Genomic DNA, 19,248 nt, shown 5'->3' with positions numbered 1-19,248 from the left:
CATGGACGATATCTACCTTGATAACAACGCGACAACGATGGTTGATCCGGCGGTTGTCGACGTTATGTTGCCTTTTTTTACCGAACAGTTTGGTAATCCTTCTTCACTGCATCGCTTTGGAAACAAGGTCGGGCAGGCAGTAAAGCAAGCGCGTAAACAGGTGCAGCGCTTACTAGGTGCAGAATTTGATTCTGAAATAATTTTTACGTCTTGTGGTTCAGAGTCTGACTCTACAGCCATTCTTTCGGCGCTGAAAGCACAGCCTGAGCGCAAGGAGATCATAACAACGGTTGTCGAGCACCCTGCAGTATTGAATCTCTGCGAGTATTTGGAGACCGAAGGCTACACCGTTCATAAATTGAAAGTCGATAGCAAAGGTCGATTGGACCTGGATGAATATAAATCACTGTTGTCGGATAAAGTGGCAGTCGTCAGTATCATGTGGGCCAACAACGAAACAGGAACCATCTTTCCTGTCGAGGAAATGGCCGATCTAGCCCAAGAAGCCGGCGTCATGTTCCATACAGATGCGGTTCAGGCCGTAGGTAAGATTCCAATCGATTTGGAGAACAGCAATATTCATATGCTGTCGTTATCTGGGCATAAGCTCCATGCGCCGAAAGGTGTCGGTGTGCTCTATCTCAAACGCGGCACACGTTTTCGTCCTCTCTTACGAGGTGGACATCAAGAGCGTGGGCGCCGTGCGGGCACAGAAAATGTTTCCAGTGTCATCGGCCTCGGAAAAGCCTGCGAACTTGCAGCTGCCCATATGGAAGAAGAAAACACTGTGGTCAAAGCCATGCGTGATCGGCTTCAAGAAGGCATTCTCGCTGCAGTACCTAACTGCTTTGCAACGGGCGATGTTGAAAATCGCCTGCCTAACACGGCGAGTATCGCTTTCGAATATATCGAGGGCGAAGCCATTCTGCTCTTGTTAAACAAAGTCGGTATAGCGGCATCCAGTGGCTCTGCCTGTACTTCTGGCTCTCTCGAGCCGTCTCACGTCATGATGGCGATGGGTATTCCCTATACTGCAGCTCATGGCACGGTGCGTTTTTCTTTTTCTCGCTATAACACGATGGAAGAAGTCGAGAGAGTCATCGCTGAGGTTCCTGGGATCGTTGCTAAATTGCGTAAATTATCGCCTTACTGGGATGAAAACGGACCTAAGGAAAATCCAGAAGAATCCTTTGCTCCCGTTTATGCCTAATATTTCACGTTCACTTCCTTTATTGGGGGTTTTCCTGGCGTGTCTCTGACACGCCTTTTTTTTTGCGCTAAAAAATCTCCCGTAACCCTTGGCAAAATTGTCGATGAATCGCTTCCGGTAATATCTTCGATGTGTCGATAAATCCCCTTGTTGCAAATCAGACAATCACTGTCTAGGCCGTGTGGTATGTCGTATTAAATGTGGGGTGCGACTTGTTAAGTTATTGAAAATAAATATAAAAATATATGGAACAAGGGTTGCAGTTCTATTCGATACACGGAGTGATTGCAGCCAGGATGGCAGAACTTTCGCAGAGGAGAGTGGCGTGTGAGCAATATAATCATTGATGATACGACGTTGCGAGATGGAGAGCAGAGCGCAGGTGTCGCTTTCACCGCCGAAGAAAAAATTTCCATTGCAAGCATGCTGTCAAACATGGGCGTACCAGAGTTAGAGATTGGTATTCCTGCGATGGGAGAAGAAGAGCAGGAAGTCATGCGGGCAATATCCAGCCTGCAGCTGAAAGCTCAATTGGTGGCTTGGTGCAGAATGACGATGGCCGACATAGATGCTGCAGCAAAAACCCATGTGCAAATCATTGACCTGTCTATTCCCGTATCCGATCAGCAAATTCGTTTCAAACTGAACAGCGAGCGATCGCTTGTCATCAAGCGTATGCAAGAACTGATTCCCGTAGCTCTAGAGCGTGGCTTCAGAGTTTGTGTTGGGTGTGAAGATGCGTCACGAGCGGATGAGGCATTTCTGGTTCAAGTTGCGGCGGTTGCGCAACAAATGGGCGCAGAGAGAATTCGTTTCGCAGACACGCTGGGAATGTTGGATCCCTTCGCAACCCATCGCAAGATTTCAGCGCTACGTGCGAGCACAGATCTCGATATAGAAATGCACGCTCACGACGACTACGGCTTAGCAACGGCCAACACCTTGGCGGCTGTCAGCGCGGGAGCGACGCACATTAATACCACCGTGAACGGTCTTGGCGAGCGTGCCGGGAATGCGCCTCTAGAAGAATTGGTGTTAAGTCTAAAGCATCTCCATGGCGTTGAAACCGGCGTTGACACTCTGGCCATTCCTGCCATATCAGCTTTTGTCGGTCAGGCCTCTGGTCGTCCAGTATCCTGGCAAAAAAGCATTGTTGGTGAGGGCGTATTTCAGCATGAGGCCGGTATTCATGTGGATGGGCTGATGAAAGATCGACGCAATTATCAGTTTTTAAATCCGCAGGAACTGGGGCGTGAACATATTTTTGTCTTGGGTAAGCACTCAGGCAGTCATCAATTGGAAACCTGCTATCACGCATTAGGCATTCCGGTTGAAAAATGGCAATTGGGCCCGCTGCTTAGCAACGTGAGACGTTACGCCACAGATTATAAGCGCAGCCCCGATGCCGCGATTTTGGAGAAGTTTTACAGCGAGCTGTCTGACGTGACAGCAACCGGTGCCAATGACAACGCCTTCCATAAGTCTGCGACGACGGAAGAATCGGCGCCAGCCTCGACAACAATCTAACGATAGGTGCGTTTATGACCGGCTTAGCTGCAGTTGCAGAACATCAGGAAAAACGACAATCCATCTGGGATTTTTGGAAAGAAGACATCCGCTGTGTTTTCGAGCGGGACCCCGCAGCGAGAACGTTGTTTGAAGTGGCGACAACCTATCCGGGAATTCAAGCCGTTGCAATTCACCGGGTCAGCCATTCTCTTTGGCAGAGAGGCTGGCGGTACCTGCCTAGACTGTTGTCGTTCTTCGGACGAGTCTTCACCAATGTCGATATTCACCCAGGAGCCAGTATTGGACGTCGTTTTTTCATCGATCATGGTGCCTGCGTCGTTATTGGTGAGACGGCGATTGTCGGTGATGACGTCACCTTGTATCACGGTGTTACGCTGGGTGGCACCAGCTGGAATAAAGGGCGACGTCATCCAGAGTTGGGAAACGGTGTCATGGTCGGCTCGGGCGCCAAAATTCTCGGCGCGATTCGAGTTGGCAATAACGTTCGAGTCGGTGCCAACTCTGTTGTCGTTGAAGAAGTACCTGACGACTGCACCGTAATAGGGATTCCTGGAAAAGTCGTCGTATCAGCCAAGCAATCCCGCCGCACCCGCGATGGGATCAATCTCGATCACCATTTGATACCCGATCCCGTTGGCAAGGCAATCGAGTGTTTACTGTCGCGTATGGATACCCTCGAACAGCGGCTGTCTCGTCAGGGTGTTGTCGAATCGGACTATCAAGCTACCCGATTTAACGATTGTGATGTCGACAATGAAATTTGTGAGAAGGATTGTGCCGGAGGAGCCGGAACATCGTTAGCTGACAAGGCAAAGGCCAGGCGAACCAGCGACGAGAAACACTACTCGGTGCCCGTAGCGGCTGGTCAAAATTAACCTGTTTGGATAGGGGGGATTAGCGGTGGATTTGCAGGATTTTAGCGGCGATAAGATGTACTTCGACGAGTCGCTGCCGGACAAAGTGACTGAATTGATCGATGAGGCAGCCGATTTGTACGGCGAAGGTGATGCGGAAAGCCCCTTGTTGAAAGCGTTCTTTTTGGCTCCGGAAAGCCTGTCAGTGCTTGTTGCATTGTATCGATTTCATTATTACCAGCATCGCTATAGTGACGCACTTCACTGTGCAGATCTGGCCATGGCGCGGGTGGCAAAAGAGCTGAAATTTCCCACCTCCTGGCGCGCCCTGACCATGGAGCAAATTGGTTACGGCGTCATGCAATCAATGACCTTGGTTCGTTTTTATCTGCTCGCACTTAAAGGTGCAGGATATTTAAATCTGCGCTTGGATCGAATTGATGACGGTATGGAAATGCTGCAGAAAGTTGTCGATTTGGATTCTGAGGATCGCCTTGGCGCGCGCTTGTTACTGGACACCGTGGCTGGCTACAAGCGGCGTAAAGATGCAAACTTTGGTTTGTTGACCTTAGTTGCCTGAGAACAAGATTTACCCCGATGCATTAACCCCAACGATGAAAACGGAAGGTGACAACATGAGTGATGACCTGTCTTTGCTGGAAGAACTGGAAGAATTAAGCTCTGCTGAAGATTTTCTGGATTTTTTTGAGATCGAATATGACGCGAAAGTGGTCTTCGTTAATCGCCTTCATATCATGCAGCGGTTTCATGACTACTTGAAGCAAAGTGATGAAGCTCTGCCGGAAGACAATGACGATGCTATGCGGGAAATCTATAAACAACTGTTGACTCGAGCGTATCAAGATTTTGTTGAGTCCGATGCAGTTACCGAAAAAGTCTTTAAAGTTTTCAAAATGCATGAGCCTCAAACGGTTTTTGTTCCGGCAGATAAGATTTTCTCGTGAGGCACTATGAAACCCCAGTATGAATATGGCACGGAAGTGCGTCTGACCCGAAACGTTCGCAATGATGGAACTTATCCCGGAGAAGAAGTCGGAACTTTGCTGATCAGACGGGGGGAGACAGGTACGGTCTATGATGTCGGTACCTATCTTCAGGATCAATTGATCTATCGAGTTCATTTTCTTGAGGCGGGTAGAGTTGTTGGTTGCCGCGAAGAAGAGCTGATTCTTGCCAGCGATCCATGGTTGCCGAATCGTTTTGAGTTTCGTGAAAAAGTGGTTTCCAGCCGCACTTTGTCAGCGGGCGGTGAAGTCGTTGTTAAGGAGGGGGATCCGGGCGAGATTGAAAAGGTCGTCCGCGACGATCCGATGCAGATCTTCTACCACGTTCGTTTTAACGGGCGTGTTTTTCAGATCCCTGAAGCGAGTTTAGACGCTCTCCCCAGTTAATCAGTATTGAAAAAAGTCGGGTAAGAAACGATGACATTTCCAACCGATACCAAAGCATTTCGTTACACGGCATTACAAGTCGCTATTCAACATTTTGGCGATTCATTGAATCGACTGGAAAAAGACAAGCAGTCCGAAGCCGAAGCTATTGCGCGGCGTCAATATGAACTCCAGCGTCGAATCCTAAACAGTGATGAGGCGGCTGGCGTTATTATCAACAAAGACCAGTTGGATCGAGAGGTAACGAGTATCATCTCGCGCTATGCCTCTGAAGAGGAGTTTCAGCGGGAGCTGGATCTCAATCAACTGGACGACAATGCGTTTCGAGACAGCATCAATCGAAATCTGCGGGTTGACGCGGTTATGGAGCGTGTTGCTGCCAGTGCAGAGCTGTGTTCTGAAACGGATGCTCGAATTTATTATTACCTGCACCCAGAAAAATTCTGGCAGCCGGAAACTCGTGAAGCCCGCCATATTCTTATTACCGTTAACGATGATTTTCCCGAAAACTGTCGCGATGCTGCGTTTGATCGTTCGCATCTGGTCGCTAAGCGATTGAAGAAAAAGCCTGGTCGATTTAGTGAGCAGGCACTTAAATATTCGGAGTGCCCTACCGCGATGCAAGAAGGGCGATTGGGACGCTTAAAAAAAGGGACACTGTTTCCATCGTTGGATAGCAAACTTTTTGCGATGTCTAAAGGAAGTGTCGAAGGGCCAATAGAATCTCCACTGGGATTTCATGTGCTCTTGTGCGAAGCTATTTACCCGGAGGGCGTCGTGGAAGTCCGCGAAGCACTACCGAAAATCATCGAACAACTGACGGAACGTAACCGCAAAGAGCAACAGCGCGCCTGGTTACGTAGCTTGCCGGGTTAAACATCTTTTTTCAGAGAGTCACGGAGTCACTTGCTCCACGTCGGCATTTTGCTAGCTGCTCAATGCGGACATTTGCCAAGTCATCTGAGGGGGAGTCCATTCATGTCAGATAGTTCATCGCAAGCCGCCTGTTCTTTTTGTGGCATTCCTAAGTCGGCGGAAACGCCATTGATCTCCGGCAACGACGGCATGATCTGTGAGGGTTGTGTCGCGCTTGCGCATCAAGTGGTATCGAGTTGGGGGCGTAAAAAACAATCCGCAGCGATGATTAACACGCTTAAAACTCCGCGTGAGATCAAATCGCATCTGGACGACTATGTCATCGGACAAGACGAAGCCAAAGAAACCCTGTCTGTCGCGGTCTTCAACCATTACATGCGTTTGCTGAATCAGGGGGAAGCAGAAGACTCCCTGCAGGACAGTGGCACCGAATTGGAAAAATCCAATGTACTGATGTCCGGGCCATCGGGAACCGGGAAGACACTTCTTGTTAAGAGTTTGGCCAAAGTTATTGGCGTTCCTATCGTTATTGCTGATGCCACAACCCTGACGCAGGCGGGTTATGTGGGTGACGATGTCGACAGTGTCCTGCAACGATTGCTCGAGGCTGCAGATGGCGATGTCGCCCGAGCGGAATGGGGCATCGTCTATATAGACGAAATCGATAAGCTTGCCCGTGCCGGGGCTGGTTCTGCGGCGGTGCGTGATGTTTCCGGCGAAGGCGTGCAGCAAGCACTTCTCAAGATGGTGGAAGGCTCACAGGTTAAGCTGCAAAAAGGCGATAAGCGTCGCGGCGGTGGGGAAGAAGTCACGGTTGATACCACTCACATATTGTTTGTTGTTGGCGGTGCCTTTCCCGGGCTCGACAATATCATCGGTGAGCGCGTGCAGCCATCCAAGCGTGGGATCGGTTTTCAGGCAGAAAACATGTATTCCGGCGAGGAAAAGAAGTCGACGAACGAATTATTGTCCGCTCTGCAGCCGGAGGATTTTCAGCAGTTCGGTATCATTCCAGAATTTATCGGTCGTTTTCCGATCATCACCTTTCTTGAAGAGCTGGACATCCCCGCCTTGCTCCGCATTTTACAAGAGCCGAAAAATGCGCTGGTTAAGCAGTACAAGCAGCTCTTTAAATATCAAGGGGTTAAGCTGGAATTTAGCAATGTTGCCCTGGAGCGTATTGCTCAGCAAGCGCTGGATCGCGGCACAGGCGCCCGCGGCTTGAGGGGAATTCTCGAAAGCGTGCTGCGTAAGACCATGTTCGAACTGCCTTCCAAAGAGGGCATCAGCACTTGCGTGGTTGATGAAACCATGGTGAACGACGCGGCGGAATTGATCGTGTCAGAGATACTCGGCACGGGCATTCAGGAAAGCGTTACAGAAGAATCCGATGTCGACGCTGGTGTCATGTTGGAGGGGCGTTAGTCTTCGCTCTCCAGCAGCAATTGGTCGAGGACTATATCTGTTGTCGCGTAGGCTATGCAGGGGAGAATAAGGCCCGCTGTCAGGTCTTCATCCCAGAGGCCGTGGGGCTGTCGCCCCCGATAGTCGATCTGGCCCTGTTTTAGTCGACACCGGCACAGTCCGCAGACACCATTGCGGCAGGCGCGCCGAATGATAAAGCCCTCTCGCTCAGCGAGCGCTAATAAGTCTGATTGGGTATCGATCTCTGCGGAGTGTTCGATGTCATCAATGATGAATGTTAACTGATAGCTGCCTGTCATGACCTCAGTGTGGCATGGTCTCGCAAGGGCCGACAAGTAATGCGTGGTCGCGCAGGCAATAAGGAGTGGAAGAAATGGCAAAGTTTACGGAAATCACCGCCCAGCAGGCGCAGCAGATGTTGGCATCACAAGATCCCCTTTTGTTGGATTCGAGAGATGCTCATTCCTACCGGGAAAGCCACATTGACGGTGCGATGTTGGCACACGATGGGCTCACTGAGCAGCTGATTCGTCGCAAAGAGTATGAGAAACCGATCATCGTTTACTGTTACCACGGCAACAGCAGCAAGGACCTGGCGGAATTTCTCGGCGCTATCGGCTTCAAAAATGTCTATTCCATGCAAGGTGGTTACACCGCGTGGAAAAAGCTAGAGGCAGCCTGACATAAAACTGTCATCGGCCTGCTATAGCGTATTTCCGATCGATTGGTTGGAGACGCATCGTGAGCGATAAAGAGCAGTTTGAAGACGGGAATGATTGGCTTGAAGCCGAGTTGCAGGATGCCCTTGATGAGGACTATGAGCTAGAGCTCTCAGATCCAGAGTTGTCCCGCGAGTTGCGTCGGATATATAAAAAGTCGCGTCCTTCCAGTATTGATCGCCGCCTTTATTTCAAAGAATTACTGCGCCTGCAATCTGAGCTGATCAAAATGCAGGATTGGGTGCGGGAAACCGGTGAAAAGGTTCTGGTCATCTTTGAAGGGCGCGATGCTGCCGGAAAAGGCGGCGTCATTAAGCGCATAACCCAGCGCCTTAATCCTCGTGTCTGTCGTGTTGTTGCTCTGACTGCGCCCAGTGATCGTGAAAAAACCCAGTGGTATTTTCAGCGTTACGTTCCCCACTTGCCATCCGGAGGCGAAATCGTTCTGTTCGATCGCTCCTGGTATAACCGTTCGGGGGTTGAAAAAGTGATGGGATTCGCAACTTCGGACGAAGTCGAGCAGTTCTTTGACGATGTGCCAGAATTTGAACGCATGTTAGTACGTTCCGGCATCAGGCTAGTTAAGTACTGGTTTTCCATTACCGATGAAGAACAGCAGCTGCGTTTCTTGATGCGCGTTCACGATCCATTAAAGCAATGGAAGCTTAGCCCTATGGATCTGGAATCCCGAGTACGCTGGGAAGATTACACCAAGGCGAAGGAACAGACCTTTGCCCGCACGAATATTCCGGAAGCACCCTGGTACATCGTAGAGGGCAATGATAAAAAGCGCGCTCGTCTTAATTGCATCAGCCATTTTCTGAGTCAGATTCCCTACGAGGAAATTCCCAGGGAAAAGATCGAACTACCGGAACGTCGATTTAACCCAGATTACGACCGTTCTACCTTGCCGTCTGATCTTTACGTGCCGCAAAAATACTGAAGCCTTTGCCTGAAGTCTCTTCAGGGCGCTACCATGACCTCCACTGTCGATGTCAGCGGATGGGGTAGAGTGTGGACCGAATAAATGAGTTGCAATGTAAGGCACTGCTATTGGATATCAGTGGTGTTCTTTACGATGGCAGTCATATGATTACTGGCGCCTCTGCCTTTGTGCAAAGAATGAGGGAGCAGGGAAAAATTCTCCGCTTTGTCACCAATACAGCGACACGTTCAGCCGATGTCATTGTTGCGGAGCTGACGCGTTTTGGCATCAGTGCATCCCGTGATGAGCTTTACACGGCGCCCCAAGCCGCCCGCGAATATATCCAGCAGAAAGGATTGCGGCCGTACAGTCTATTACACTCAGCCATTGCGCCAGATTTTGCAGGCCTCGAAACCACAAACCCCAATTGCGTACTTCTTGGTGATGCCAAGGATGCGCTCAGTTACGGAAATCTGAATAAGGCATTTCGTATTCTCTATGAAGGCGGAGCTTTGATTGGCATTGGACTGAATAAGTACTTTCGTGCTGACGATGGCATAACGTTGGATGCGGGCGCGTTTATTCAGGCGTTGTCCTGGGCGTCAGACGTGGAACCCGTTATTATCGGCAAACCCTCTCACGACTTTTATCGACAAGTGGTCTCCTCGACAGGGTGTGCAGCTGAAGACTGTCTGATGATTGGCGATGATGTGCTTGCCGACGTCAAAGGCGCCATGGATGCGGGCATTCAAGGCTGTCTGGTAAAAACCGGCAAGTACCGAGATGCCGATCTTCAGCAATTACCGTTAGGGGCTCTATTGGCCGACTCAGTCGATGCGATCGTCAATCCGCGGATATAACCGCGCAGTGAAGTTTTCTCAACCACCTAGATAGCCTGTAATGACAATTACCCTTTGGATTACCCTCGTGCTCATGCTGATTGCGTTTGGCATGGGCCTAACCTTGCAGCTTAAAAATTTCCTGGCATTGTTGCAGCAGCCACTGGCGCTCACTTGTGGGCTGGTCGGACAACTCATCCTGTTGCCGCTGGTGGCAATCGGCCTGGCAATGTTTATTGATAACCCGTTGATTGTGGCGGGAATCTTGTTGATTGCGGTTTGCCCCGGAGGATCTTCCTCCAACTTTTTGACTTGGCTAGCCCGTGGGGATGTCGCGCTTTCGGTGTCTTTAACGGCATTTTGCAGCCTGCTTTCAATTATTACCGTTCCATTGGTGTATAACGGGGCGTCTCATTTGGTATTGGGAAGTGGCGTCGATTTGAGTCTTCCTGTTGCTCAAACCATGAATAAAACCTTTATGTATTCCGTCTTCCCGGTCCTTGTTGGCATGTGCATCAGACATTATCTGCCAAGCTTTGCACGTGCGATTTCGGGCTGGGTTGCAAGCATCGCGTTTATTGGGTTGCTCGCGATTACGCCGTTGTTGGTCAAGGCACACATCGGCGCGCTCATACCCATTGCGGGCACGGTTCTCTTGTGGGTTTCGCTCCTGCTGTTCTTTACCATGTCTGTCGGTTTCGGAATCGGTAAATGGGCCAAGCTGCCTATCAGTCAGTGCAAAACGCTGACGGTTGAAATCGGTGTACAAAATGTTGCCCTGGCATTTTATCTGGCGATGGTGTTTTTTGACGATCCGCAAATGGTGGGTGTGCCAGCTGGATATCTGTTAGCAATGTACGTTTTTGTACCTGGTTTTGTAGCGTTTTCCCGCTATTGCCTGGGAAGAGACAGTGTCGGAGGCGCCAGCCTGTCTATGGGGGAACGCGTGCAGGCAGGCGGCAAGGAGTAGGCAAATACACGATCTGCCTTTCCTTGCGTTGATCAGCTGCTAGAGGTTGAGGTCGAAATCACCCGCGATTTGGCTCAGCCAGTTGTTTACCCGCTCGTCGGTTAAATTTTGCTGATTGTCCAAGTCGAGCGCCAGTCCGAGAAACTGACCATCGACCACGGCTTCGGAGTGGTCGAATTCATAGCCTTCGGTGGGCCAAGTGCCAACCAATTTCGCGCCACGCTCTTCGAAAAAGTCATAGATCTCTTTGATGGCATCGACAAATTCGTCAGCGTAGCCGACTTGATCACCTAAGCCATAAATGGCGATGGTCTTGCCAGAAAAATCCTGATCGTCCAACTGGGGTAAAAACTCTTCCCAGCTTTCATTTTCGCATTCAGCGGAGAGACCTGGTAACAATCCTTCGCCGAGCGTCGGGGTTCCCAAGATCAGGAAGTCGAATGCGGTAAATTCTTCGACGGTCGCACGGTTAACGTTGACTGGCTTTGCCATAGTGTCGTCGTCAAACTTTTTCTTGATCATTTTGGCAACTTTGCGAGTCTTGCCAGTGTCGGTTCCAAAAAACAATCCGATTCGAGACATAATGATTACCACCTTGGTTTAAAGTTGTTGGGTACCGGGACTAGGGGCAAGCTGCGAAATATATGCCACGCCTTGGCGTGTAATTGTTTTTATAACTCTATGTTTTTAAAGAGAATAATTATCAAAACGCTGGCTTGTCGGGTTTGCGACACTGCGTAAATACTTCGGTGTGTCGGGCCTGTAGGGGATGTGACAAAGGCGATTTTAATGAACGACAGTTTGTAGAGTTAGTCGTCATCATCATCATCGTCGTCATCCAGAACACGAGTAATCGCGTTATAGATTTCTACTCGATCGCCATCTTTTACCTGGGCATCCAGTTTGGTGACTTTGCCAAAGATACCCACCTTGTGGGTATCTAGGTCGATGTGTACCAGATCCAGCAAGCCTGAACTGTGAATGACATCGGCGACGGTAGCGCCTTCATCAATTTGCAGGCTCTGCCAATGCTGATGCTGGTTATCGGCGTAGGCAATGCTGACTTTCATGCGGAAGCCTCCAGGCTGGCATCAATATCCGATTGCGACTTGGCCAGCGCGCGGGATTCAATGATGCGGTCAGCCAGTCGCTTGAGTGACAAGAGTAACCCCAGCACAATGAAGCCACCGGGCGGCAGCACCAGCAACAAGATGCCCTGGTATTCGGGAATGATCGTTAGTTCCATCCACTCAAAGCTTGGCCCCAACAGCAGTGAGGCGTGCGCAAACAGTGTTCCGCTACCGAGCACTTCGCGAACCGCACCGACCACAACGAGTACCCAGATGAAGCCCAATCCCATGGCCAACCCATCGATAAACGCCGGGTATACACGCGTTTTAGACGCAAAGGACTCGACCCGGCCGAGAATGGCACAGTTGGTGACGATCAGTGGAATAAATAGGCCGAGAACTTTGTACAGCTCGTGCATCCATGCGTTTAAAAACATATCCACGAGCGTCACCAGAGATGCGATCAGAACGATAAACGCAGGAATACGAACCTCTGGCGTAATCACATGACGCGCAATCGAAGCGACAACATTGGCCGACAGCATCACAACCAACGTGGCGAGCCCCATGCCCAGACCATTGGTTGCAGAGGTGGTCACAGCGAGCAGTGGGCAGAGCGCCAGCATCTGTGCGAGCGCGACATTGTTATCCCAAAGCCCCTCGCGGAAGAGCGAGCCAACAGGCGTTTTCTCCTTGACGACCGTTGGCGATTCCTCGGCGGATGGTACATCGTCACTCATGGTGGGAATCTCCTTTGGCGGTGGGCTTGTCGGAACTGACAGGGTTTGATTCTGTGGTTGGGTTCGAATCTTTGTGTTGTGACTGAAGCAGTTCGGTACGATGGCGATTGAAAAACTCCAACCCTTCGTGGACGGCACCGACAACGGCTCTCGGTGTGATTGTCGCTCCGGTAAACTGATCGAACTCGCCGCCGTCCTTTTCAACCGCCCACTGAGTTTTGCTGGTGTTTGTCAAAGATTTGCCATCAAAAGACGTGATCCAATCGTCTTTGTTAATTTCGATCTTATCTCCAAGTCCCGGTGTTTCCGCATGGGCCGTCACGCGAACGCCAATAATGTCACCGGATGCTTTTACACCCATCATTAAGTTGATTGCGCCGCTGTAGCCGTAGCCAACCGCACCGTAGGCGAAAGCGACAGGGCTACCATTTTGACGAGCGATAAAAACTTCGGTCTCGCCCGCGGTATCTTGCAGAGTGACAACATCCGCAAGGGGGTCGTTGTTGTAGAGGTTCTTAGGCAATACCTGGCTCAACATATCCAGTTGATCCTGTCGTTTGGCGTCGGCAATTGGGTGCCGTGTAACGTCCTCACCAATCAATATCAGAATTGCGACAAGACTGCATATACCAGCCAGTAACATGGCTTGATAGCCGAGTCGTTTGCGGTAACTCGGCTCCGCAACAGGTGTAAAAACACTCATGATTCACCTCCTTTGCGGGAGTAGCTGATCGGCGTACCGTCAACCCGGCGGCCGTAAACCCTTGGTCGAAAATAAATATCGATCAGTGGCGTCAGCGCGTTCATAAACAACACGGCAAAGCCGATGCCTTCTGGGAAGCTACCCCAGGTGCGAATAACGTAGGTCAACAACCCGCAACCCGCACCAAAGATGAGTTGTCCAGCCTTGCTGGAAGGCGATGTCACTAGGTCGGTCGCAATAAAAAACGCCCCGAGCATGGCTCCGCCTGACAGTAGGTGGAAAGAAGCGGGTGCAAAACGGGTCTCGTCTATAAGATTAAAGACCGTTGCGATTATTGCGATAGATGCCAGCATTGCAGCAGGAATATGCCAGCTAATGATGCGCATGATCAGCAGCCAAGCCCCACCGCAGAGGATTAGTAAGCTTGACGTTTCACCGAAGCTGCCGGTTGTCGTTCCGAAGAAACTTGACAGTAGGTTCACGTGTTCTGATATGGCAGCAGTCGCTGTGACTCCGGTACTCATTTCCGTTTTTAGCAGTCCCAGTGACGTCGCGCCGGTAAAGCCATCCGCCAACGGGGCAAGTCCAAAGGTAATATTCAGACTGTCCACGAAACCGAGCGCGGAAAACCCGCCAGGAAGCGTCCAGGTCGTCATCTGAACAGGAAAGGAAATCAGCAATGCGACGCGTGCCAGCATGGCGGGGTTAAAAATGTTCTGGCCAAGTCCACCAAACATTTGCTTACCCAAGACAATCCCGACGAAAGAACCGCCTACGCATAGCCACCAAGGTGACGCCGCGGGTAATGACATCGCCAGTAGCCACCCAGTCAAGAGTGCTGACCCATCAAAGAGTCGCCCTTGCGGCTGTTTTAACAACCAAAAGCAAAGGCTCTCCCACAGGAGTGCTGAGCCGATGGTCAATAGCAGCATGTTGACCGCGAGAAAGCCAAAGACATAGAGACCAAAAGCCGTTGCGGGTAAAAGTGCTAGGCAAACGTGCAGCATGACCCGGTTTACAGAAGAGTGGTCGTGAGCGTGGGGCGAAGAGATGGTGAAAGTCTGGCTCATGATGCTTACTCGGATGCGGCGGTTGTTGAGTCGGCGGCAGCCGTTTGAGCCTGTTTGGCTTCCTTCGCTGCTTTCGCTTTTGCAGCCTTGGCAGCTTTTGCGGCGGCGGCCTTTTTCTTCGCTTCTGCTTTGGCGGCTTTCGCAGCCGCTTTTTCGGCGGCTTCTCGCTCTTGCCGAACGCGTCTCGCTTCGGCAAGTTCACGGGTATAGTCAGAGCGTTTCTCGGCTTGTTTTTGGATGTTGAGTTCGCCCTTGGCGAACTGAAAGTAATGCACCAAAGGAATGTGCGAAGGGCACACATAGGCACAGGAACCGCACAGAATACAGTCCTTCAAACCGTATTCGTTGGCACCTTCAAAATCCATGTGGCGTGAATGATTCGCCATTTCCAAGGGCACCAGTCCCATTGGGCAAGCATCAACACAGCGGCTGCATCGAATGCAAGGAGACTCAGAGGTTTTCGCCAGCTCTTTTTTCGTCAGCGCCAAAATACCCGCCGCGCCCTTAATGAGGGGGACGCGATCTGAATGAATGATGTGGCCCATCATCGGTCCGCCCAACAACAATCGCTCAGGTTCGCCGATTGTGCCGCCACAATGTGCAATAAGATCTGCCATGGGGGTGCCAATCAGCGCTTCGACATTGCCTGGCGAGTGAACAGCACCGCCCGAGACGGTAACAATCCGCGAGGTCAGTGGTTCGTTATGGACAATGCATCGGTAGATCGCATAGGCGGTTGCGACATTGTGCATTAACACGCCGACATCAGAGCTGCGGCCGCCGGCGGGGACCTCTCTGCCGGTGACGGCTTGAATCATTTGCTTCGCTGAACCCATGGGATAGCGGGTCGGTACAACACAAACGTCGACATGATCATAGCCTGCCACGGTCGCTTGTATGGCTGCGATGGCGTCGGTTTTATTGTCTTCGATGGCGATGATGACTTTAGGAGCGTCGATGATGTAGGCGATGATACGAGCGCCGGTTACGATGCCTTCGCTGCGCTCGCGCATCAAACGGTCATCGGCCGTAAGGTAGGGCTCACATTCGCCCCCGTTAATTAAAAGCGTGTGAATTCCTCGACCTGACGCGGAATTCAGCTTTACTGCTGAGGGAAACGCGGCGCCACCCATACCGACAATGCCAGATACAGAAATGCGTTTGGCGAGCATATCCCGGTCGGTATTAAACGGTTCATCGATTCGTTCAGAGGGCCGTGGTAGATCTTCCCCGTCGGGAACGATATGTATACTGTTTGCTTCGCACCCTGAGGGGTGGGCAGCGATAACGGGTTTTATTTCGGTAACCGTACCTGACGTGGGCGCGTGGATGGGGGCTGACAGCCCTTGGCCCGCGCGCCCGATCAATTGGCCTTTGAAAACCTGTTCGCCTTTGCGTACAACAGGGACAGCTTCGCTGCCAGCGTGCTGGCGTAATGGCACGTAAAGAATTTCGGGCAGGGGCAGCTTGCTGATGAGTTGAGTTGAGGAAAGCTCTTTAAAGCCGTCTGGATGGACGCCTCCTCGAAAGGCTGAAAATTTCATGGGCTCTCCTCATGTGTGAACGTGATCCGTCTTGGTTGGGTGAAAAAACAATCCCTGTAGGTGATGACCACCATCAAAATAAGTCGAATCGGGTTGACCTTCCTCTCTGGGAAAAGGCCTGGTGCAGTTTCTGTTTGGGCGGAATCGACGCAAACCAATTTCAGTTATGCGGCTTCAGGCTTAGGCCAGTTCCAGGTATCCAGAGAAATTTCATCGGGCACGAGCGCAATGCAATCCTCTGGGCAGGCTTTTACGCAACTTCCACAGCCGGTGCAGGCGGAGCGAATAACCGCATGAATCTGCTTCGTTGCTCCGAGAATGGCGTCCGTTGGGCAAACCTTGAAGCAGCGGGTGCACCCGGTACAAAGGTCCGCTTGGATATTCGCGTAGCCGGGTGCATCGTCCATCCCATCCAAATTGATGGTGATGCCGAGTTTCTCCGCCAATGCCTGGGCCAATTGCTTACCACCGGGTGGGCAGCAGGTCACTTCGGCGTCGCCATTGACAATCGCTTCCGCGGCAGGGCTACATCCAGCAAATCCACATTGGCCACAATGTGTCCCTGGCATCATCGCTTGAACTTCTTCAACGACTGGGTCGCTGTCGACTCGGAAGACCTTCGCGGCGAGACCAAGTAAAAAACCTAGAGTCAGTCCCATACCCGCTAGAACGAAAATCGCTGCAATCATGTTTAACTCCTTGATGTAGGTTTACACCAGTCCGGCAAATCCCATAAAAATCATTGAGAGAAGACCGGCGGTAATCAGCCCGATAGGTGCTCCAGCGAAGAGCTCGGGAACATTGGCCATGGCCAAGCGTTGGCGCAGACCAGCAAAAACCACCATGACCATTGAGAACCCAATTGCGGCGCCGAAACCATAGATGACACTTTGGGTAAAACTAAAGCCTTCGCGAATCGTCATCAGTGCGACACCCAGTACTGCACAATTGGTCGTAATCAATGGTAGGAAAATGCCAAGGCTCTGGTAGAGCGTCTGGCTCGCTTTACGAAGATAGAGTTCAGTAAATTGCACCACTGCGGCGACCACGAGAATAAAGGTCAGTGTGCGTAAGAATTCGAGTTCAAACGGCTGCAGAAGATAGTATTCAATCAGCCAGCCGAGTGTCGCAGAAAGCGTCAATACAAACGTCGTTGCCAGCCCCATGCCCATCGCGGTAGAGATGTTGTTTGAAACGCCCATAAAAGGACACAGACCCAGGAACTGGACCAAAACAACATTGTTGACCAGGACGGTGCCGATAATGATGTAGAAAATTTCCACCGTGTTTCTCTCCGGGGCGCTGACGAACGTTTAAGCCAGCCACTGGTGCATAGGCCGAACCGTGATTGCCGGGGAGATTGCAGAGACTATGCCATTGGATGATAAGCGACAGAGGCCTAACAGCTAGTGTTTATAACCCCACGGATGCACCAGAAATTACGGGACTCAGAGTAATTGTCGGGTTTGTTACAAGGGGCGAAATTGGCTGTTCTGAGAATTGTCGGCTATGCGACAAAATGACATTTGTAGGAGATGCCACGTCGCAATTTGTCGGGTCGAGTGGCTGATTTTGTCGTGGAACGGTTATTGCTCAACCCCTTTTGTAGATGGACGTATCCGCTCCCATAAATGAGAAAAACCTCTCGTGAATGGAACGTCGTTCGACATCTAGTGCAGGAAGGCACGCTTAAACATTGTGGGCAGACGGGAAAATTCTCGCCAGCCCGTAGGGGTCTCAGACAACCGAGGTTTTTCATGACGAAAGATATCAGGCCTGAATCACGTTCATCATTGGCGGTTAGTCAAACTGAGAGTGATCCTAGCACTCACTCCAACGGCAGCCTGCTCAGCTCTGAGGTCTTCTACAAAGCTGTCGACAGTTGCCCTGTCGCGATTTCGATTACCGATCTCAATGCGAATGTACTCTACGCCAATCGCGCGTTCAGTCAGGTGACCAACTATGATTCCGACGAAGTCATCGGTAAAAATGAATCTGTACTGTCTAACCACACAACGCCGCGCTTGGTCTATGAAACGCTGTGGGGGCGCTTGCGGCAGAAGCAGCCTTGGGTGGGCGTTCTCGTCAATCGTCGCAAGGATGGCGCGCGGTATCTGGCGGAACTGACGGTTGCCCCGGTATTGAATGAAAAAGGCGCTGTGACCAACTACCTTGGTATGCACAGAGACGTCACAGATCTCCATCGTCTGCAAAATCAGGTGGCCAATCAGAAATCCATGATCGAAGCCGTCGTCAATGCTTCGCCGTCGGCTGCAGTTTTGTTGGACGAAGAGGGAAGTATTGTCCTTGATAATCTGTGTTATAAAGCTCTGGCGGCAGATTTAGGACGTGAGCCGGTCAATGTCGTTATGCGCGCTATCCAGGAGCAAACGGGTATCAGTTTGCTGAAGGGCCCCCAGGGCGAAATCAATTTCAGTGGCATTGAAATCTCTCTGGAATTCTCTGGATATAACGAGCGCTGGTTCTCGTGTTTTGGTACATCTATTACCATCGAAGACGGTTCAGTTGATCACTTCTTTACCAAGGTCAACAACCAGTACACGCTATTGGTACTTACAGAAGTTACCGAGATGCGCCGGCGTCAAGAGCAGGCGCGCCTGCATACTTTGAAGGAATCTGTCGCAGAAGAAGAGTTTATTCAAGGCATGCGTGAGACCTACAACGGCGCTATTCATCAGCTTGAAAAGCCCATGAATTTGATGGCGGCTGCCGTGTCCATGCTTGAAAAACGGGCTGGAGCGTCGTCTATCGACGATCCTCTGTTGAATGCCATGCGTTCGGCGCTTTCTTCCGGTCAGGATGCTCTCAATGGCCTTACACAGGTGGCGCCGTTGCGAGAAGTCCTGGCGAAATCGCCCGTCAATATTAATCAAATGATTCGTGAGGCCGTATCAATCTGCTCCGATAAGATGAGTGCTTACGGTGTGGAATTTTTCTGGAATCCGCAAAAACGCATCCCATCACTGTTAGGCTATGAAACGCGATTGCGAGCCATGATCAAGCAGTTGCTCGAAAATGCCATTGAGGCGATGAGTTCCAGCAAGATAAAAGACCGTGAACTGAAAGTTGTCAGCCGATCCAATCATGAATTTGTCATTTTGGAGATAATCGATTCGGGGCCTGGTATTCCGGATGATTTATCCGCAAAGGTCTTTGAGCCCTTTTACACGACCAAGCCTGCTACGGCAGGAAGCTGTCGTGGATTGGGGCTGACAATGGTGCATGAGATCGTTAATGAACACGCTGGCATGGTAGAACTGGATAAAACCAGTAACGAGGGTTTCACGGTTAAGGTTATTTTGCCCTTTGCCTCTCAGTTTGACGAGTAAGATAGCCGTTC

22 protein-coding genes are annotated in these 19,248 nt (G+C 50.9%); 13 read left to right on the top strand and 9 right to left on the bottom strand.

Annotation, left to right across the window (positions count from 1 at the left end; genetic code table 11):
• The first annotated feature begins 1 nt into the window (after position 1).
• From nifS to clpX, 8 genes are all read left to right on the top strand, one after another.
• Positions 2-1,210 carry a cysteine desulfurase NifS gene (gene nifS / locus ACXAFR_RS21890; protein WP_475180971.1) on the top strand — a complete coding sequence of 403 codons (1,209 nt, stop codon included), beginning with the start codon at positions 2-4 and terminating at the stop codon, positions 1,208-1,210.
• A gap of 327 nt (positions 1,211-1,537) precedes the next feature.
• On the top strand, positions 1,538-2,737 hold the full coding sequence (gene nifV, locus ACXAFR_RS21885; protein ID WP_475180970.1) for a homocitrate synthase: 1,200 nt from the start codon (positions 1,538-1,540) through the stop codon (positions 2,735-2,737).
• A 14-nt stretch (positions 2,738-2,751) separates the two neighbouring features.
• A complete protein-coding gene (cysE, locus tag ACXAFR_RS21880; RefSeq protein ID WP_475180968.1) occupies positions 2,752-3,615 on the top strand; it encodes a serine O-acetyltransferase in 864 nt (287 codons plus the stop codon).
• Between the two features lie 25 nt (positions 3,616-3,640).
• Entirely contained in the window at positions 3,641-4,174 is a 534-nt protein-coding gene (locus tag ACXAFR_RS21875) for a hypothetical protein (RefSeq protein WP_475180965.1), read from the top strand.
• Positions 4,175-4,229: 55 nt separating this feature from the next.
• Positions 4,230-4,559: a nitrogenase-stabilizing/protective protein NifW gene (gene nifW / locus ACXAFR_RS21870; RefSeq protein WP_475180964.1), complete on the top strand. Its 330-nt coding sequence runs from the start codon at positions 4,230-4,232 to the stop codon at positions 4,557-4,559.
• 6 nt (positions 4,560-4,565) lie between these two features.
• Positions 4,566-5,006 (top strand): nitrogen fixation protein NifZ, encoded by a 441-nt coding sequence (locus tag ACXAFR_RS21865; RefSeq protein ID WP_475180963.1) that lies wholly within the window; start codon positions 4,566-4,568, stop codon positions 5,004-5,006.
• A 30-nt stretch (positions 5,007-5,036) separates the two neighbouring features.
• Positions 5,037-5,882, top strand: a complete 846-nt coding sequence (gene nifM / locus ACXAFR_RS21860) for a nitrogen fixation protein NifM (protein WP_475180960.1) — start codon at positions 5,037-5,039, stop codon at positions 5,880-5,882.
• A 102-nt stretch (positions 5,883-5,984) separates the two neighbouring features.
• On the top strand, positions 5,985-7,307 hold the full coding sequence (gene clpX / locus ACXAFR_RS21855; RefSeq protein ID WP_475180959.1) for an ATP-dependent Clp protease ATP-binding subunit ClpX: 1,323 nt from the start codon (positions 5,985-5,987) through the stop codon (positions 7,305-7,307).
• Here the strand turns inward: clpX and ACXAFR_RS21850 are convergent.
• Entirely contained in the window at positions 7,304-7,606 is a 303-nt protein-coding gene (locus ACXAFR_RS21850; RefSeq protein WP_475180957.1) for a 2Fe-2S iron-sulfur cluster-binding protein, read from the bottom strand. The genes clpX and ACXAFR_RS21850 overlap by 4 nt on opposite strands.
• Positions 7,607-7,680: 74 nt before the next feature.
• Here ACXAFR_RS21850 and ACXAFR_RS21845 point away from each other — a divergent pair, with 74 nt between their 5' ends.
• The 4 genes from ACXAFR_RS21845 (at position 7,681) to ACXAFR_RS21830 (ending at position 10,760) form a co-directional block, all read left to right on the top strand.
• Positions 7,681-7,989: a rhodanese-like domain-containing protein gene (locus tag ACXAFR_RS21845; RefSeq protein WP_475180956.1), complete on the top strand. Its 309-nt coding sequence runs from the start codon at positions 7,681-7,683 to the stop codon at positions 7,987-7,989.
• A gap of 59 nt (positions 7,990-8,048) precedes the next feature.
• Complete coding sequence (gene ppk2, locus ACXAFR_RS21840) at positions 8,049-8,969, top strand: polyphosphate kinase 2 (RefSeq protein ID WP_475180954.1); 921 nt, start codon at positions 8,049-8,051, stop codon at positions 8,967-8,969.
• Between the two features lie 71 nt (positions 8,970-9,040).
• Positions 9,041-9,811 carry a TIGR01458 family HAD-type hydrolase gene (locus ACXAFR_RS21835; RefSeq protein ID WP_475180951.1) on the top strand — a complete coding sequence of 257 codons (771 nt, stop codon included), beginning with the start codon at positions 9,041-9,043 and terminating at the stop codon, positions 9,809-9,811.
• 40 nt (positions 9,812-9,851) lie between these two features.
• Positions 9,852-10,760, top strand: coding sequence for a bile acid:sodium symporter family protein (locus ACXAFR_RS21830; RefSeq protein WP_475180949.1), 909 nt, complete (start codon positions 9,852-9,854; stop codon positions 10,758-10,760).
• Between the two features lie 39 nt (positions 10,761-10,799).
• On the opposite strand, the gene ACXAFR_RS21825 is transcribed toward ACXAFR_RS21830, so the two are convergent.
• The 8 genes from ACXAFR_RS21825 to rsxA all read right to left on the bottom strand — a co-directional run bounded on the left by ACXAFR_RS21825 (position 10,800) and on the right by rsxA (position 17,170).
• Positions 10,800-11,342, bottom strand: coding sequence for a flavodoxin (locus tag ACXAFR_RS21825; RefSeq protein ID WP_475180947.1), 543 nt, complete (start codon positions 11,340-11,342; stop codon positions 10,800-10,802).
• Positions 11,343-11,569: 227 nt separating this feature from the next.
• Complete coding sequence (locus tag ACXAFR_RS21820; RefSeq protein WP_475180945.1) at positions 11,570-11,830, bottom strand: RnfH family protein; 261 nt, start codon at positions 11,828-11,830, stop codon at positions 11,570-11,572.
• A complete protein-coding gene (locus ACXAFR_RS21815; protein WP_475180943.1) occupies positions 11,827-12,570 on the bottom strand; it encodes an electron transport complex subunit E in 744 nt (247 codons plus the stop codon). Before ACXAFR_RS21815 ends, ACXAFR_RS21820 begins: the two co-directional genes overlap by 4 nt.
• A complete protein-coding gene (gene rsxG / locus ACXAFR_RS21810) occupies positions 12,563-13,273 on the bottom strand; it encodes an electron transport complex subunit RsxG (protein WP_475180940.1) in 711 nt (236 codons plus the stop codon). The genes ACXAFR_RS21815 and rsxG overlap by 8 nt, the downstream gene beginning before the upstream one ends.
• Positions 13,270-14,343 carry an RnfABCDGE type electron transport complex subunit D gene (locus ACXAFR_RS21805; protein WP_475180939.1) on the bottom strand — a complete coding sequence of 358 codons (1,074 nt, stop codon included), beginning with the start codon at positions 14,341-14,343 and terminating at the stop codon, positions 13,270-13,272. The genes rsxG and ACXAFR_RS21805 overlap by 4 nt, the downstream gene beginning before the upstream one ends.
• Positions 14,344-14,348: 5 nt before the next feature.
• Positions 14,349-15,887, bottom strand: coding sequence for an electron transport complex subunit RsxC (gene rsxC, locus ACXAFR_RS21800; RefSeq protein ID WP_475180937.1), 1,539 nt, complete (start codon positions 15,885-15,887; stop codon positions 14,349-14,351).
• Positions 15,888-16,051: 164 nt separating this feature from the next.
• On the bottom strand, positions 16,052-16,576 hold the full coding sequence (locus tag ACXAFR_RS21795) for an RnfABCDGE type electron transport complex subunit B (RefSeq protein ID WP_475180934.1): 525 nt from the start codon (positions 16,574-16,576) through the stop codon (positions 16,052-16,054).
• 21 nt (positions 16,577-16,597) lie between these two features.
• Entirely contained in the window at positions 16,598-17,170 is a 573-nt protein-coding gene (gene rsxA, locus ACXAFR_RS21790; protein WP_475180932.1) for an electron transport complex subunit RsxA, read from the bottom strand.
• Between the two features lie 474 nt (positions 17,171-17,644).
• On the opposite strand from rsxA, the gene nifL reads away from it, so the two are divergent.
• Positions 17,645-19,237: a nitrogen fixation negative regulator NifL gene (gene nifL, locus ACXAFR_RS21785; RefSeq protein WP_475180930.1), complete on the top strand. Its 1,593-nt coding sequence runs from the start codon at positions 17,645-17,647 to the stop codon at positions 19,235-19,237.
• Positions 19,238-19,248: the final 11 nt, after the last annotated feature.

It is taken from the genome of Pseudomaricurvus sp. ABR4_320 (assembly GCF_056159445.1).
Note: the sequence above shows the minus strand (reverse complement) of the source record. Positions and strands in the feature narration are given on the sequence as shown.

What these genes read in the sequence shown, in the direction of transcription:
- ACXAFR_RS21815 (WP_475180943.1), bottom strand. Translation starts at nt 12,570, where the DNA reads ATGAGTGACGATGTACCATCCGCCGAGGAATCGCCAACGGTCGTCAAG.
- ACXAFR_RS21850 (WP_475180957.1), bottom strand. Translation starts at nt 7,606, where the DNA reads ATGACAGGCAGCTATCAGTTAACATTCATCATTGATGACATCGAACAC.
- ACXAFR_RS21805 (WP_475180939.1), bottom strand. Translation starts at nt 14,343, where the DNA reads ATGAGCCAGACTTTCACCATCTCTTCGCCCCACGCTCACGACCACTCT.
- rsxC (WP_475180937.1), bottom strand. Translation starts at nt 15,887, where the DNA reads ATGAAATTTTCAGCCTTTCGAGGAGGCGTCCATCCAGACGGCTTTAAA.
- ACXAFR_RS21825 (WP_475180947.1), bottom strand. Translation starts at nt 11,342, where the DNA reads ATGTCTCGAATCGGATTGTTTTTTGGAACCGACACTGGCAAGACTCGC.
- nifW (WP_475180964.1), top strand. Translation starts at nt 4,230, where the DNA reads ATGAGTGATGACCTGTCTTTGCTGGAAGAACTGGAAGAATTAAGCTCT.
- nifL (WP_475180930.1), top strand. Translation starts at nt 17,645, where the DNA reads ATGACGAAAGATATCAGGCCTGAATCACGTTCATCATTGGCGGTTAGT.
- ACXAFR_RS21830 (WP_475180949.1), top strand. Translation starts at nt 9,852, where the DNA reads ATGACAATTACCCTTTGGATTACCCTCGTGCTCATGCTGATTGCGTTT.
- nifS (WP_475180971.1), top strand. Translation starts at nt 2, where the DNA reads ATGGACGATATCTACCTTGATAACAACGCGACAACGATGGTTGATCCG.
- ACXAFR_RS21845 (WP_475180956.1), top strand. Translation starts at nt 7,681, where the DNA reads ATGGCAAAGTTTACGGAAATCACCGCCCAGCAGGCGCAGCAGATGTTG.
- ACXAFR_RS21865 (WP_475180963.1), top strand. Translation starts at nt 4,566, where the DNA reads ATGAAACCCCAGTATGAATATGGCACGGAAGTGCGTCTGACCCGAAAC.
- cysE (WP_475180968.1), top strand. Translation starts at nt 2,752, where the DNA reads ATGACCGGCTTAGCTGCAGTTGCAGAACATCAGGAAAAACGACAATCC.
- ACXAFR_RS21820 (WP_475180945.1), bottom strand. Translation starts at nt 11,830, where the DNA reads ATGAAAGTCAGCATTGCCTACGCCGATAACCAGCATCAGCATTGGCAG.
- nifM (WP_475180960.1), top strand. Translation starts at nt 5,037, where the DNA reads ATGACATTTCCAACCGATACCAAAGCATTTCGTTACACGGCATTACAA.
- clpX (WP_475180959.1), top strand. Translation starts at nt 5,985, where the DNA reads ATGTCAGATAGTTCATCGCAAGCCGCCTGTTCTTTTTGTGGCATTCCT.
- ACXAFR_RS21795 (WP_475180934.1), bottom strand. Translation starts at nt 16,576, where the DNA reads ATGATTGCAGCGATTTTCGTTCTAGCGGGTATGGGACTGACTCTAGGT.
- rsxG (WP_475180940.1), bottom strand. Translation starts at nt 13,273, where the DNA reads ATGAGTGTTTTTACACCTGTTGCGGAGCCGAGTTACCGCAAACGACTC.